The organism is Natronococcus roseus (assembly GCF_043677095.1).
Taxonomy (GTDB): Archaea; Halobacteriota; Halobacteria; order Halobacteriales; family Natrialbaceae; genus Natronococcus; species Natronococcus roseus.
In genome coordinates this window covers 130,976-145,711 of the sequence record NZ_JBHLJR010000009.1, presented here as the reverse complement: position 1 = coordinate 145,711, position 14,736 = coordinate 130,976, and the positions used below count along the sequence as shown (strand labels likewise).

Below are 14,736 nucleotides of genomic sequence, written 5' to 3'. Positions count from 1 at the left end.
CTGTTGCTTATTCTTCAACGGAGTGGATTTCCGGTGTCGAACTTCGAGATACCGGTCATCCTGATCATAGTCTTCCAGGTCTAATCCATGAGCAGTCCCGACTCGCATTCCAGTTGTCCAGAGAAGTCGAATCAAGACGTGATTGAAAGAGGCGTACTCGAATCGGTAGAGGTAGTCCAGGAGATTATGAGCGACGTCTTTTGTAAGAATAGCGTTGCTCTGGTTATCACCATGGTTGAGTTTTGGCGACAGTACCTTCTCGTGGAGAGCCGGAGGCACCGCATCAATCGATTCGCAGAACTTGATAAAGACACGCAAGGTGTCCATTTGTGTCTTCACAGAAACAGCGTTCAGATCTCCTTCCTTTTGCCGCCAAATCTTGTACTCATGCAGCCGACGCCCCGATAGAGAATTCAAGTCAGTGATTTCTTTCTCTTCACACCACCGGAGAAAGTGCCCAATACGGTATTTGTGGGCCTGAAGTGTATTTGCAGTGACTTCGGCACGTCGTTCATCAAGGTAGATCTCGAACGCTTCTGCCGGATGAATTGGCTCCAGTTTGGTCATAGAGATTATACCCGTGGACGGGTATTCTCCCCACCTTCCCAGGCACAATAACTCTATCAGTAGAACGGTGAAATTGTACATCCCGGCCCGTTTCAGCGGTTGTTTCGCCATATTTCGTTCTGTGTGATTGATGACGTACGGGTTGTAACCTACTCTGCAACGACCTTGAGTTTGGCAGTCTCCAGATCACCGATTATGAAGAGCAAATCGAGGAACTCGAGTACGGTGACAAGTATAGTAGCCACTGAAAGTCAGTGCGCACCCGATCGCACGACGGCTGTGCGATCGGTGTGCAAACCGTTTCAGTTGTTACTATAACTTAGCTACACAGGAGAAGTCGAGAACACTGGCGACGAAGCGTACGAGTCCGTGATAGTAGAGGCGAGAGTTTACGATGAAGACGGTGACAAGTTAGGTAGTCACCGTGATCTAACACCCGACCTCGAGGGCGGCGAAACGTGGCGTTTCGAGATTGCTCCCCATAGCCGGCCTGATGGGATTGCCGACCACGATATTGCTGTGGCCGGCGAGTAGTGTGATACTAGTCTTGCTTTGACCTCACCTAGGATCACTCAGGTCCTGTACATTTTCCCATAACCTGCTATTCGCATCTCGCATATCATCGAGTCGTCCTTCGAGCTCATTCACCTGGTTCTCGAGTTCGGCCTTTTCCTCTCGGAGGTGATCGTTCTCTTGCTCGAGTTTCTCAGTTCGTGCCTCTAGATCATCCAATCGCTGCCGGACAATTCGCCCCCCAAGTGGATCCATTCCGTAGTCTTCTTGAGCTGCGCTCAGTACGTTCTTCCCTCTATCAGTGATCTGGTAGGTAAATCCTTCTCGAGGCATGGGATCATCTCGCTCTTCATCAATCCGCTCGATCAGATTGGCTTCCATGAGGCGCTTGTAGTGATAGTTGACGAGGCTGCTATCGAGATCGGTATCGGTAGTGATCTCAGATGTCTTTGCAGTCCCGCCACGGGTCCGAATCGAAACTAAAATTCGATGTGGCTTTTGTGAGAGGTTGGCTGCGATCTCGTGTGGGTCCTGTCCTGGCTCCATGTATTGTACTTCAGGGCACAGTAGTAAAATTTTACTTTAGTTTCCGGTCAGTCCAGAACTACCGACTACATATAGTCCGGCTACCCCCACAACGCTAATCTCGAGCAGGTCGCGTTGTGGCTCCGCGACTATAGCCTCGAGGGACTATCAATGAAGTGAGATAACGTGGAATACCCACTATGCTATAGCAGATCAATTTTCAACCAAAGCGGTGGAGCGCGAACAGCAAAAGAGGATCTCGAGGAGCTCAGCAAAGTGGGATCATCACGGGGCTATAGCAGAGGGGGACTATCACCTCGAGAGCAAGGAATACTATCAGACTGAAACCTAGCAGAGTGGACTATCAAAATACTGGTAGATATGTGGACTATCACCTCGAGTGTAGGCATGCGATCCTGGCCGATCTCGAGGTAGTGTCTGGGGGTCATCTCTGGCTACAGCCTGCGGAGCGAGCACGGAGCGAAGCGAAGTGCGAGCGGCCAGTCGGTAGTGGTGTGGCGCGGTGCTGGCTTGGTTCGATCAGTGTCGGTCGCTATCTCGAGCAGCAGTGGCTATCGTAATCCCTGACCTCACAAATCGGTTGGATTTCCGGAAACAATATCACTCCAAAGTATGATCATACACCTATGAAACACTCATGCCAACGTCGCGACTTTCTGCGAGGAGGTGTGGCGGTGTCGGTAGCGTCTCTAGCGGGGTGTATGGCTCTCGATGGTGGGTCTTCCATGGGCGAGGGAAACCCAGCTAACGCAGGAGCGACGAATATCGATACGGGAGTAACGACGGTGATCGACCCGGCGACCTACGAGGATCAGTTCAGCAATGTGGTGGACATCACTGACGATCCCTACAATGCGGATCCGACAGGAGAGGAGGCGATCAACGATGCCCTGACGATGGCCTGGGAGGATGACACGCTGATCGTGTTCCCACAAGGGCAGTACAAGATGAATCGGGGGTTCCGTCGGACCGGTTGGAGAGACGTCGGCCTCATTGGGCAAAACGCCGTGATCCGGCATGGGGAGGTCGAAGCAATCCACGGTCACACGGTCGACGAGGGAGAGTACCGTGGCGGGACGATGTTGTTTCGAATCGGTACGATGAACCGGCCCCACCAGGGCGAGTTCGTTTTTGGCGGGTTCATTTTCGACTGGGCACGAGAGAACGCGGGAATGCGAGGGCTGTATGCGATGATCAACGGCCGGGCGGAGATCCGGAATATCGCGTTCAACGGCGTCCACGATCTCGGCTCTCATGGAAACATGCGAATCGCGACGACCTCTCGAGACGCCTTTGCGTTGGTCGATTCGGTCGATATGAGCGGCGGCGGGATGCACTATCATGATACGATCAACACTCGCCAGACAGAGCGTTACGACGGGACAGTGAACGAACAGGGATTCGGCCAGAGCTGGTCGACAACGGGGATCGTCGGACATACGGATATGTCGGGGACGACGCTATTCCAGAACGTGATCTGTGGGCCGTGGCCGGATAACGGATTATATGTCCAGGGGGGCGGTCGGCAGATTGTTCGGAACTGTATTGCCTCGAACTCCGGGACAGCAAACATCCGGTTCAATCAGACCGACGAGTGGGAACCGATTCCGGAAATCGACGAGACTGACGACGGTGAACTCACTCGAGATGGACCATACGGTCAGTCGACAGTGGAGGACTGTGTGACTGTCGTTGATCGTGTGCCATCAGGGGTGCACGAAAGCGGCCGTTCGATCTGGCACTACTCTGGAGAGGGCATGATTCGAGATTGTGAGATAACGATAGCTCAGGAGAGTGAGGCTGGCGGCGCCGGGGGAAACTTCGCGATCGGGACCCGCTCCGGTGTGACCGAATCGACGATTGAGAACTGTCGAATTTCGCTGCTCGAGCCGACGGATGCGTTTTATTCTGGGACGTCGGCACCAGTAACGCTTCGAGATGTGGATATCGTTGCGGAGGGGTGGGATCCCGGCTCAGTACCGGCTAATGTGATGGGTGGCCACATGCCCGCCCTCGAGAACGTGACGTTGAACGGATCCTCTTGATCTAGATGAGTATTGCCAAAGAGTCTTTATAGAATGAGATTGAACCATGCGAAAACAGAGATGGCTGGACTTCTCACGAGATCAAACGCCGCGTCTGCACGGTTTTTTGCTGTGCTAACGTTTTTAGGTGCCTATGCTTCTTACCCGAGATTCGGACTTCCGTCAGCACTTGTTATCGCAGCGTCTGGAGTAGCTTTGTGGGTTCTCAGTGGTGACCCACATAATCACGGTGCAATTCGTCGAGTCTCGGGTGGTGTGCTTTGGATGCTGCTGCTTATTCTTGGACTCGGAATTGGCGCACCGTAATTCTGTTCTACATAGAGATGACCAAGATTTGTGTTAGGGCTACTCCTCGAGATCGCGGGCGGCATGTAGAAGCATTCCTTTCCAAGTGAATCCATGCCACTGGCGAGTCTCATTTAGTTGCCCGTACTGATCGGTGCTTTCTGTTTTTGGGGTACTGAGCTGCCGATGTGTATGCATAAGAAGTCCACGCCAGGTGAGCCCGTGTTGGTCTTTGAGGTCATCGAGGCGTTGATACTGCTCATGCGGTAACTCGACCGAGACGTAGCGCGTTTTGTTTTCACCAGGAATCTCGATATTGACCGACTTCGATTCGTGCTCGTCAGCGTCTGTTTCGTTGCTGTCCTCCATCTTACTTACTTTGTGACCGGGATCTGGGTATCTGACGCGGCAGTCCTATGTCTCACAATATGCTGATGTTAGTATTCAGCTACATAAATCTCCCCTGAGGATCAGATGGTATCACTGAATAGTTCCTATAGAGATATGGAATAGATTTATTGTCTTCAGGCTAGACTTCACTCATATAAGCCTCACTATTACCTTGCCACTAAGTTGGTATTGTGTTGGTGGGGCTTTGTATGCACCAATGACTGAACAAAAAGCGAAAACAGGTACAGATCGAGATCGCACAGTTCTCCAGAAACTCCTTCTGTGGATTTTGCAGTCGGCTCACGAGAGTCGGTCAGAGCTCGAACAACTCAGACAGCAGCAGGACATGAGGAGAATATCGCTTCAACGTAATCTACTGACGCCAGTTCGAGCGATGGTTACCATGGGAGTCGTCTCGCTGATCGCATCTCAGTCAGTCGCCGCACAGGAAGGTGAGGCGACAGACATCTGTGGAGAGGGCTTCGGGCTGATGATCTTTGATATTCAGATGATGGCTTGGCAGGTTATCCTCGGCGCACTGTTCCTGATCTTCATGCTTGGACTGGTGCTGCGAGCTGTGCCGTTGTTTACTGGCTCAACGGCAGTCGGGAGTCTGATGATGATCGGTCCAATTGTGGGCGTAATTGCGTTCATTTTCTTCGTCCAGTTTATCGATATTGCCCTCGGGTACGCCGGAGGGCCAGGCGTCGGCGAAGGCTGCTCGCCGTTCGTTTAAACTCACATATCAATGAGGATTCCCAGAATCGTTCTTTTAATCGCAGTACTATGTAGCATAGGAGCGTTCGCTGGACCGGGCCTTGCTGCTGCTGATACTGGTTCCTCAGTGGACGATGTGGTGCTTCAGACCGAGGACGCTGGCGGAAATGAAAGTGTCTGGGAGCCGCCGGAAGATGACGAAAGCGACGCTGACGACGAGGCTGATGAAATAGATGACAGTCCCACAGAGATCGAATTTGAAAACGCATCCGTCAACGAAACCGATGATGACGAACCGCTTCAGATCGAGGATAGTGAGGACCGCGAGGAGTTCGAGGAACTCTATCTTGAGGAAGACGGGGACGAGGAGGAGCCAGCAGGGCGGTCGATTCTCGGTGGTGCCGGGAGTGCGGTCAGTAACACTCTGAACCCGGCGGACGCAGCTGAAGATGTCTGGGAACGGTTGACCGAGATGTTCGCGGATGGGATGACGCTGTTCGTTGAGGAAATCTTCAACGAAGCACTTGGGACGCCGACAATCAACAACGACGGTGCCTTCGGAATCTTCGGGACACCAGAAGCGCTCGAGGAGGGCGAGCAAACGATATCCCACAAGGAAGCTGGGACGTACGACGCGATCGCCTCGGAGAACTACGTAACGGTCTACGAGGAGATCTACCTCGGACTGGTGATGCCGATGGCGATGTCGGTCATGTTCCTGTTGGCGTTGTTAATGTTGATCGCGCCGGCGATCACCGCGATTACGCGCCGGAAAGTCGGATCGATACTCGCCTCGGGCGTGTTCGTCGTCCTGATGATCGTCATCGTCTGGGAGTTCGCGACGCTCATGCACGCACTGAGTGATGCAGCGGCGCAGTTGTTTCTCCCCGACGGCGAAGATGTTCTGGATACAGACACGACGACGTACTCGGGTGGCGTTGCGACGGCCCTCATCCTGTACTTCAAGGGATGGACGGGCGGCGCTGCGCTTGGATTGATTCACACGACCCGGCACGTGCTTCTGTTCGTCTATCCAGCTGTGCTGCCGATCTTCTTCATCTTGGCTTACTGGGGCGGCCACCGTCGAGTGAAGCAGGTTGGGTCGTTCTTCATCTGGCAGTGGTACGGCCTGCTGGTGATGAATATCCCGACGGCGATTTTGCTCGCGTTTGCGAACGCCGTCGGCTGGCAGCTGTTTCCTTCCGAGATCCTCAACTTCATCGCTACGCTTGGAATCTTCGCGCTTGCGGTGATGATCCCCTTCGCGGTGAGTGGGTCGTTCTTCTTGATTGGCCTCTCGATGCGTGGGGCTGTGGTCGGGACTGCTTCGTCGGCAGTCTCGAGGTACACTCCATCACCACGGCCGGCGTCGGTCTTCGGAGGTGAACGGACGCGATCGGCAAAGGAGCGTCTCAAGCGTGGTGGCGAGAGGGCAGGCGTCGCGGCGGCGAATCGGTCGAAGGCAGCAGCACAGCGAGCGAAGTCGTCGGTCAATTCTCGACGACCGATTCGGACCGATGGTGGGCAGTCGGCCAACTCGAGTTCGTCCTCAGATGGCTCGAGCAGCTCGAATACGACCCAAAGGGCGGGTGTCTCGCCGGATCAGCGTCGCAAGGCAGCACAGCGGCGACAGGACCGTGCACGGAACTCAAAACAAGCTGAGCGGGCCCGCAAGCAGTCAGACCACTACAGAAAATGAGCGACAGTACCAGTCAGTCAGATGGTATCGATCACAAAGTAATCCACACCGGGACGAGCGATCAGGTCGTCCTTGGGATGAGCAAGATGGAGGTTCTGGCGGCGATCGCGCCGCCGGCGATGATCTGGTTTATCGGTCGGCAGATGATCGGCGGTCTGTTGGGTACACTGACGTACTCTGTGGCGATCGTGTGGTTGTTTGCCGGCTTCGGCTTCATCGTCGCGAAGGATCCCTGGATGACCGCTCGCTTCTACGCCGAGACAGTGCTTCGATCGCTCTCGCAGCAACCAACCATGCTCTTCGATAGAAATTCCACCGAATCCGGTATTGAACAGCCAACGAATGACTCGCTCTTCGGGAGGGCAGCGGCTATTCCCCTTGCAGGGCTCCGCTTTCTTTCCTCAGTCCGCGGACCAGACTCACCAGAGGACAAATCGAAGGGACCAGTTCGCACTCAGGATTTTGTACAGTACACGAAAGCCTATCTCGGGACGCCGGCGGTCGAGACCGACGACGGTCACGTGGTTGGTGCGATTCGGATTTCTCCGGCGAATATGGTCACCTCGAGCGAAGAGGAGTGGGAACGGCAGTCCCGCTTCTACGCGAAGGTGTTGGACACGGCGGTCAAGGGCAACATCCAGATTGCGGAGTACATGCGAATGGTCGATTACACGCCGCGGATCGAACGGTATAGTCAACGCGAAGAGGAGATTCTCACGACGGCTGACGGTGAGACTGCGCCCGGTGAGGTCGACTACTCCGAACTCGAGTTCGGAAAGAAGGTACTCGCCGATCTCTGCCAGGAACGTGCTGACGTTGTTTCGATGTACGACCTCTCGACGTACACGGTCGATCCGTATCTGATTGTGGAGGTCAAACCCGGCGACGTCGTTACTGAAGACGATGTCGAGGGTGGGCTTACGTCGATTCCGCTAGTTGGTCGGATGTATACCCACTGGAAGGTCCATCAGCTCAAGCAGGACGGGGAGCACATCCCGCAGATGATCACGCTACTCGAGGATCGCCTCGATACGATCAGTGACTCGATTCGACGTCTCGAGGACGTGAGCGGACACCCGATTCCGAGTGAAGAGCTCTCGCAGGTCGCGGCGGATCACTACCAGGCGGCGAACGTCTATGCGCATGCTGATTATACGTCGCTGGTCCGACAGAGTCCGATCCCGACACCGGAGGTTACCGAGGACGGTGTCGAAGTCGGAGAGGCATCTGACCCGGAGTACGATGTGACCTACGCACATCTGGACGTTGAGGCTGAACGGGATCCGAGGACGACACTCTCGAGGCGGCACAACCAGCTCGCGATCGCTGATCAAGATGCGAGCGACTCGGATGATCCAGACCCCTCAGTGAGATCGGAGCCACCTGAGCGGCAAGAGGCGACGACTGATGGTGGTGTCACAGCAGAGTCGCCGGTGGTCGCAGAGTCTCCGGGGGGTGCGGAGATTGCACTTACAGACGAGGAACTCGAGGAGCAGTACATTTCTTTGCTTGCTCCGGAGGAGATCGAGCGCTCCTGGATGGACGGTGGCGGCAATCACCTTCGGATTGACGGTGAGATCTACGCGGCAACGCTGTTCATTTCGAGCTACCCGAAGGATCCGCCTGAAGGGTTCCTCGAGCCGATTCTGCAGTTCGACGACGCGGAGGTCGAGACGAACGTCGCGACCCACATCGAGACGATCGATCAGGACAAGGCCGAACAGGAACTCGAGGACTACGCTGACGCACTTCGGAAGAAGTACGAGCGAGTCAAGAACTCCCGAGTCGAGATGTTCGCGAGCCGGTATCGTGATGAGGCCGATGAAACACAGGCAGCGCTTGACTCGTATCTGCAGAGTGAGCACGATATTTTCGAGGCCCAGACGTACATCGAGGTTCGGTCGTTCAATCCGGATGCATTGAAGCGGGCCATTCGCTCGATTCGAGCGAAGATGTCCGATATGAGTGCAGAGGTCTCTGTACTCCGGCAGAACCACGATGTTGGTCATCAGACGGTCGCACCGGCGTGTCAGGACAAGGTCGACCAGAAAGTGAAGGTCCGATCGGAGGCGCTGGCGGCGATGAATCCGTGGACGACGACGAACCTGCACGAGCCCTCGGGCGTGGAACTTGCTGAGAATATGGCGACGAATGAGCCGCTGGCGGTCGACGTTTACAAACGCGACGCGGGATACAACTGGGTGATTGTCGGGAAGACCGGTGCGGGGAAGACCGTTACCTCGAGCCAGTATCTCTGGCGCTACAAGGTCGATAATCCCGATTCGTTCATCGCCGTGATCGACCCACTCCAGGAGTTCGCGAACTTGCAGGAAATCTTCGGTGGTGAGCGGATCGTCGTTGGGTCGACGAACATCAACCCGTTCGATATCAAGCCGACGCCCGAGGACAAACTCGATGCGATCGGTTACTCGGCTCCCTATCGAGAGTGGCTCGATTCGGGACTTGATTTCTTGGAGCTCTACTACAAGATGCAGGGATTCGACTTCTCGCAGTACCGGGCGATCTGGACGAAGGCGCTCAAGCGTGCTGGCGAGAAGAAGGGGATCACCGAGGATCCGAAGACCCACGATCCCGAGTATCGCAAATCAGAGGGGTACGACGGCAAGGCGCCGACGATGGCCGACGACGTCCTCGAGATCATCAACGACATGTCGAGTGATGGTGCTGAGTACGTCGAGGATTCGTCGAACGAGAGTCAGGTTCGCGATCGCGAGGAGAAGGCGACGACAGTGATCAACAATCACGTTGAACCCTTCCGTGACGGTAGTCACCTTGAGCACCTCGCTCACGAGACTGAGGTCGACCTCGAGGATACGGACTTCGTCTATGCTGATTTGCAGCTCAAGGAAGGGGATGAAGAAGGCGGCGGGCTCATGATGCACCTGCTGCTGGACCTACTGTACAACGAAGTCAAGTCTCGTCCCGAGCCGGGAACGATCTTCTGTGACGAGTTCCACTACCTGCTTCGCGACGATATGACGGTGAAATCGCTCTCGCAGAAGTATCGCCACCACCGTCACTGGGACCTCTCGATTGGGGCTGGGACGCAGAGTCACAAGGACTTCTTCGGCACCGACGGCGAGGGCAACGTTCATCTGACAGATAACGCAGAGGTCATGCTCGAGCTCTCGTCGATGGAGGTCTACCAGTACGTCGAAGGGATGAACGAGCAGTGGGGCAAGCGCCTGGGGCTTTCTGGTGACGAGGCCGAGTTGATCGATAACCTCCAGAAGGGGAACCTTGCGGATGGATTCTCGGAGGTGCTGCTACGGGTCGACGACGAGGGCTGTTACCCTGGGCGTGTCCGGATGGATCACGACCAGAACCCTCGAGAGGCGGTTGCGTTAATGTATGATCCCTCTGAGCACGGCGAAGACTACGCATCGTATCTGCAGCAGTACGACGATGTCTGTGGCTGGAGGTGGTCCTAATGGGTCTTGGGAATCGGACAGTGTGTGCCACGAAGCAGAAGCTCGGTCTTGGTGATGGCTATGAGGCTCTCGAGGTCACGCCGGAGTTGGCCGAGCAGCTCTACGGTGAGTTGCCTGAGCGTAAGTCGATCGCCGTCCAGCCGAGCAAGGACGGCGGCGGGCCGAAGGATGCAATTGATCTACTGACGGCCGTCCACAATCCCGGTCGGGGTGGTTTGTTTGGGTCGGCAGAGGGGCCAACGCACTCGTTCGAGATGCGCTACATCAACGGGTTGGTTGGCTTCCAGTGGGTGATGGCGACGACTGAGGCCCAGAAGCAGATGCAACGGCAGCTCGAGACGTTCTATCCTGACGCTCACATTGATATGTCGGAGCATGACCGGCCAGCGCTGTTGCCTCTCGAGGAAGGTCGTTATGTCGCCGGTGCCTATCTTCGACTCCGGAAGCGTTCGGACGGCAAGCATCTGTATCCGATCAAGCACATGGACATCGAGGGGTTCGAGAACGATCCCTACGGCTCGATTACGGCCGAGATGATCGGTGAGCGGGAGTCTGATACTGAGACCGATCTAGCCGTGCAGACGATCTTCGAGCCGGCACCGGCGGATTGGTGGAAAGGCGGGTTGTTGTCGTCGTCGATCGATGACATTGCGGATGAGCTCAAGAGTCCCCGGAAGGACGAGTCGTTCCTCCATGCGCTAAAGTACGAGCTGTTCCCCGAGAAGTTCGAGATCGTCGGCGAAGAGCGTGAGGCGTCGAACAAAGACAAGCAGGCATCCAACATCGTTCGCGAACAGCGCGGCGAGAAGGGCTTTCGGATGAATCTCCGGATTGTCGGTGTCTCTGACGATCCGGATTCTGCGGTTCGACGGGTAGCGGAGACCGCCCAGCAGTTCGACGGCTACTACGAGAGCAAAACCGAGCAGGGGTTCGAAGTTGTTCCGCTGTACGACAAGCCGCTTCGAACTGAACTCGAGCGGGCTTACGGTCGAACTCGTGCGGATCGGAAGATGATCATGGGTGTTCGTGGAGCTGCTGGTCTGATTCATATCCCGAACGACGATATCAACACCCAGGACGTCGACTGGTCGCTGACGTCTCATGCCGGCGACGTCCCGGCGAACGCACCGCGGTTTTCGGAGTTCCACGATTCTGGGGTCGTTCCATGGGAGAAGGAGCTCCGGTCGGTCGGCCTCGAGGGCGCTGATTGGTGGACGTACGATATTCCCTCTACTTGGAGCGATCCCGAGGAGTACAATGACTGGAGTGTTGAGGGCGATAGTCAGCCGTCCGATGGCGATCGCGAACTAGATGACCGCAGTTCTGAGCGAGACCAAGAGGTGTCCGCATAACATGACCCTACCATTCGGCGATGATGGCGACCCAGTCGAAGAGATCGAGAAATTCGGCGCACGGATCGAAGGTGAGGACGACCCGAGCGAGCCCGTTTTGATCAACAATAAGGAGTGGGCCATACAGCGCTACGATCCAGTCGAGGAGGAGATCGAGACCTACGCCGGCGCGTGGCCTCGAGCAATGATCGAGAACGCACAGGCGGAACCCCGGCAGCCACTCTGGATCGGTGTCTCCGAAAGTTCCGGTCGAGAAGTGCCGGTAGAGTTCGACCGGCTCTTTCGGCACGTCTTCTACGGTGGATCGACAGGGACAGGGAAGACGACGAAGATGTACAACGACGCCGTCGCTCTCATGTACGGTGGCCATGGCGTCACGATCATCGATCCGAAGGGCGACGACATCTATGACCTGCTTCGGCGGGTTCCGGAGGATCGTTGGGATGATGTGATCTACATTGCGCCGGGGGACGATTTCTTGGACAAGTCGGTCGGGTTCAATCTCTTCGAGACCTACCACGAGCCCGACGAGACTGGATTTGACGAGGAGATCGAAGGGATCGTCGACGACTTCAAGGAATTGCTCAAGGCCGGCGATTTCTGGGGGAATCGGATGGACCGGGTGATGAAGACGATGGTCCGCGGGATGATTCGCCACGAGTTCGAGTTCACGCCACTCGAGCTCTACTATGCGTTGCTCGACGAGGAGAATCGCAGGGAGTACGCGGATTTGATCGCATCGGCTGATGACGATGACATCGCGTTCCTCGAGGTCTATACGCGACAGATCGCGGAGGAACTAACTGAGCAAGAGCTCGATGCATTGGTGGGTCGGCTGAAGGACTGGGTCGAGAATCCGATCACACGACAGATTCTGGCGCAGCGGGAGTCTGACGTCTCGATTGCGGAGGCAGTCAACGAGGGGAAGATCATCATCTGTAAGAACGACTTGCCTGGTGAGGCAAAGCGGATGGTTGCGACGGCGGTCATGCGTCGGGTCTGGACCTGCGTGAACGACCGGATCAATCCCTCCGAAAAGAAGGTTCGTGAGCTCGCCGGGGCGAATACCTCCGGCGGGGATTATGATCCCTACTTCCTGATGATCGACGAGTGTGATGATGTTCTCACTGAAGCATCACAGATTGATAAGATGCTCACGAAAGCCCGCTCGAAGAAGCTTGGGCTACTGCTGGCTACACAGACACTCCATCAGTTGGATGCAGAGGCCCAGCAGGCGATTCTGTCGAACTGCAACACGCTTGTGTCGTTGAATCCGTTGTTGCCTGATGAGGCTCGAGCGCTCTCTGATCGTTTTGGTGGAAAGGATCCTCGTGATTTGACTCAGATTCCGGACTACCACGCACAGACGAAGCTGCGCCACGAAGACGACTCGTTCATGGCGAAGTTGACGCCACCGTACCCACCGCTGCACTCGATCGAGGAAGCGTTTGACTTGATCCAGCAGTCGACGGAACGCTACGGGATCGAGCGCCAGTCTGGTCGGGAGGTCCTGGACGGGCTGTTCTTCGCTGGGACTGGGAAGTCCAATGCAGCGGATGCAGTCGGTCGTGAGAACACCTCAAGTGGTGTCGAAGAGCCGATGGACGTTGATGACGTCGAAGCGGCTCAGGTGGCGCTGAAGGCGATCTATGACGAAACGATTCGAGCGGAGTCTGACTCGGTTGAGACGTCGGCTGCAGAGCAGGCAGTGACCGACGCAACCGGCCTCGAGTATACGCAGGCGTCGAACATCGTCGAGCGTTTGGAGGCCGCTGGTGCGCTCGAGCAACGGAGTACGAGCGACGGTCTCGAGATTACGGTGACGCCAGAGGGACGCGGCCAGATTGGACTGGAAACTGGCTCGGGTGGGTCTGGTGGGAAGAGCAAACACCGGCACATGCTTCGAGAGGTCTACGAGTGGGGAACACGGTCCGGGTACGAGATGAAATTGCCAACGCAGGACGGCGACGAACTGCCGGATGCGGTTGGCGAAGTCCCACCGTCGATCGTTCCTGATGGTGATCTTTCAGAAGGTGAGCGCAAGCAGATCGTTCAGTCGCGTCTCGAAAGCGAGTACCCGGAGATCCTTGAGCTCTCGGGAACGGAGACGTTGTACATTGAAGCCGAATCAAAGGGCCTCTCGAAGCCGGGCGGACCGATCAAGAACGCGGCGAAAGCACCAGGGCCCGAACAGCTGTTGTTCGTTGTCGGCGACGGTGGCGACGATGGTCTCACACGGAACGCCGAGCGCCTAGCGTCGATCTTCGGTGCCGATGGGAGCGACCCGTTCACGTCGATTCGAACACCGACAGGTGCTGCCCGGAAGTTCTACACCCGCGGAAAACTTGAGATGGCTCGCGACGATTCGGGCACTGAGAAGCTTGCAATTGTCCCTGAAGATGCTTCGATCGAGTGGGTCGAACTCGAGAGTGGTGCGATCGTTTGTCGCAATCGGGACACTGACGAAACTCACCTTCGGTTCGACAGTCCTCAGGAATATCGAGAGCGTGACCCGACCGATGCGCCTGCGACCGTCCATTACGATCCCGAGGATACCAACTATGTCGTCGAGCGGAGCGGCGACATTGAGCGGAAGTATGGCGGGAAGGGACCGCTTACAGACGACTGGACGTACATCTATGAGCCGGTGATCCCCAAAGCGATATTTCGGGAGCACGGCCATGAGATCGTTCCGGAGCCAGAGGAATTCCGGATTGCAATCGTCCCGAACGATGATCGCGACCTCGAGAGTGATCCGGAGTTGCTTATGTTCGACGTTAGCAGCGAAGAGGCGATTCCGATTGAGGTGTGGCTAGACGGGTTGACTGACGGCGCCACCACCGAGTCGGTAGAGCCCGGACTCGAGTCTGAGGTCGCTGTGGAGACGGAACCGGAGAGCACTGACGAGACAGACCTGGACGGAGACGATAGCGACACTGAAAGTGACGAGAACGCTCTGGATGTGGAGCCACTCCGAGAGCCAGAAGAGCCTGCGCCTGCGCCCGAAGCACCAGAACAACAGCCGGATCCCGAGTGTGAGCCCGAAGCTGAGGCTGGTGATAGCCAAGAGAAGGAGGAAGGAGAAGAGGAGACAACCGAGAATCCATTCAATTCGATCTAGCTGTCTGCCGGCTCTTTGGAAAAACGGCGCTGTTCACCGAGATGGCAGG

At 56.2% G+C, this 14,736-nt stretch carries 10 protein-coding genes; 7 read left to right on the top strand and 3 right to left on the bottom strand.

The window, feature by feature from the left end; all coding sequences use genetic code 11:
* The coding region (locus tag ACFEMD_RS20990; protein WP_394743219.1) for a tyrosine-type recombinase/integrase at window positions 1-567 on the bottom strand (567 nt) is incomplete at its 3' end.
* 369 nt (window positions 568-936) lie between these two features.
* Between ACFEMD_RS20990 and ACFEMD_RS20985 the strand changes: the two genes are divergently transcribed.
* Window positions 937-1,101, top strand: a complete 165-nt coding sequence (locus ACFEMD_RS20985) for an FxLYD domain-containing protein (RefSeq protein WP_394743218.1) — start codon at window positions 937-939, stop codon at window positions 1,099-1,101.
* A gap of 24 nt (window positions 1,102-1,125) precedes the next feature.
* On the opposite strand, the gene ACFEMD_RS20980 is transcribed toward ACFEMD_RS20985, so the two are convergent.
* On the bottom strand, window positions 1,126-1,626 hold the full coding sequence (locus ACFEMD_RS20980) for a hypothetical protein (protein ID WP_394743217.1): 501 nt from the start codon (window positions 1,624-1,626) through the stop codon (window positions 1,126-1,128).
* Window positions 1,627-2,351: 725 nt separating this feature from the next.
* Between ACFEMD_RS20980 and ACFEMD_RS20975 the strand changes: the two genes are divergently transcribed.
* Entirely contained in the window at window positions 2,352-3,671 is a 1,320-nt protein-coding gene (locus tag ACFEMD_RS20975; protein ID WP_394743216.1) for a hypothetical protein, read from the top strand.
* A gap of 345 nt (window positions 3,672-4,016) precedes the next feature.
* On the opposite strand, the gene ACFEMD_RS20970 is transcribed toward ACFEMD_RS20975, so the two are convergent.
* A complete protein-coding gene (locus tag ACFEMD_RS20970; protein WP_394743215.1) occupies window positions 4,017-4,325 on the bottom strand; it encodes a hypothetical protein in 309 nt (102 codons plus the stop codon).
* 238 nt (window positions 4,326-4,563) lie between these two features.
* On the opposite strand from ACFEMD_RS20970, the gene ACFEMD_RS20965 reads away from it, so the two are divergent.
* The 5 genes from ACFEMD_RS20965 (at window position 4,564) to ACFEMD_RS20945 (ending at window position 14,687) form a co-directional block, all read left to right on the top strand.
* Complete coding sequence (locus tag ACFEMD_RS20965; protein ID WP_394743214.1) at window positions 4,564-5,082, top strand: hypothetical protein; 519 nt, start codon at window positions 4,564-4,566, stop codon at window positions 5,080-5,082.
* 120 nt (window positions 5,083-5,202) lie between these two features.
* Entirely contained in the window at window positions 5,203-6,762 is a 1,560-nt protein-coding gene (locus ACFEMD_RS20960) for a hypothetical protein (RefSeq protein ID WP_394743213.1), read from the top strand.
* Entirely contained in the window at window positions 6,759-10,214 is a 3,456-nt protein-coding gene (locus tag ACFEMD_RS20955; protein WP_394743212.1) for a VirB4 family type IV secretion system protein, read from the top strand. The genes ACFEMD_RS20960 and ACFEMD_RS20955 overlap by 4 nt, the downstream gene beginning before the upstream one ends.
* Window positions 10,214-11,566: a hypothetical protein gene (locus ACFEMD_RS20950; protein WP_394743211.1), complete on the top strand. Its 1,353-nt coding sequence runs from the start codon at window positions 10,214-10,216 to the stop codon at window positions 11,564-11,566. Before ACFEMD_RS20955 ends, ACFEMD_RS20950 begins: the two co-directional genes overlap by 1 nt.
* Window positions 11,526-14,687: a type IV secretory system conjugative DNA transfer family protein gene (locus tag ACFEMD_RS20945; protein WP_394743210.1), complete on the top strand. Its 3,162-nt coding sequence runs from the start codon at window positions 11,526-11,528 to the stop codon at window positions 14,685-14,687. The genes ACFEMD_RS20950 and ACFEMD_RS20945 overlap by 41 nt, the downstream gene beginning before the upstream one ends.
* Window positions 14,688-14,736 lie beyond the last annotated feature (49 nt).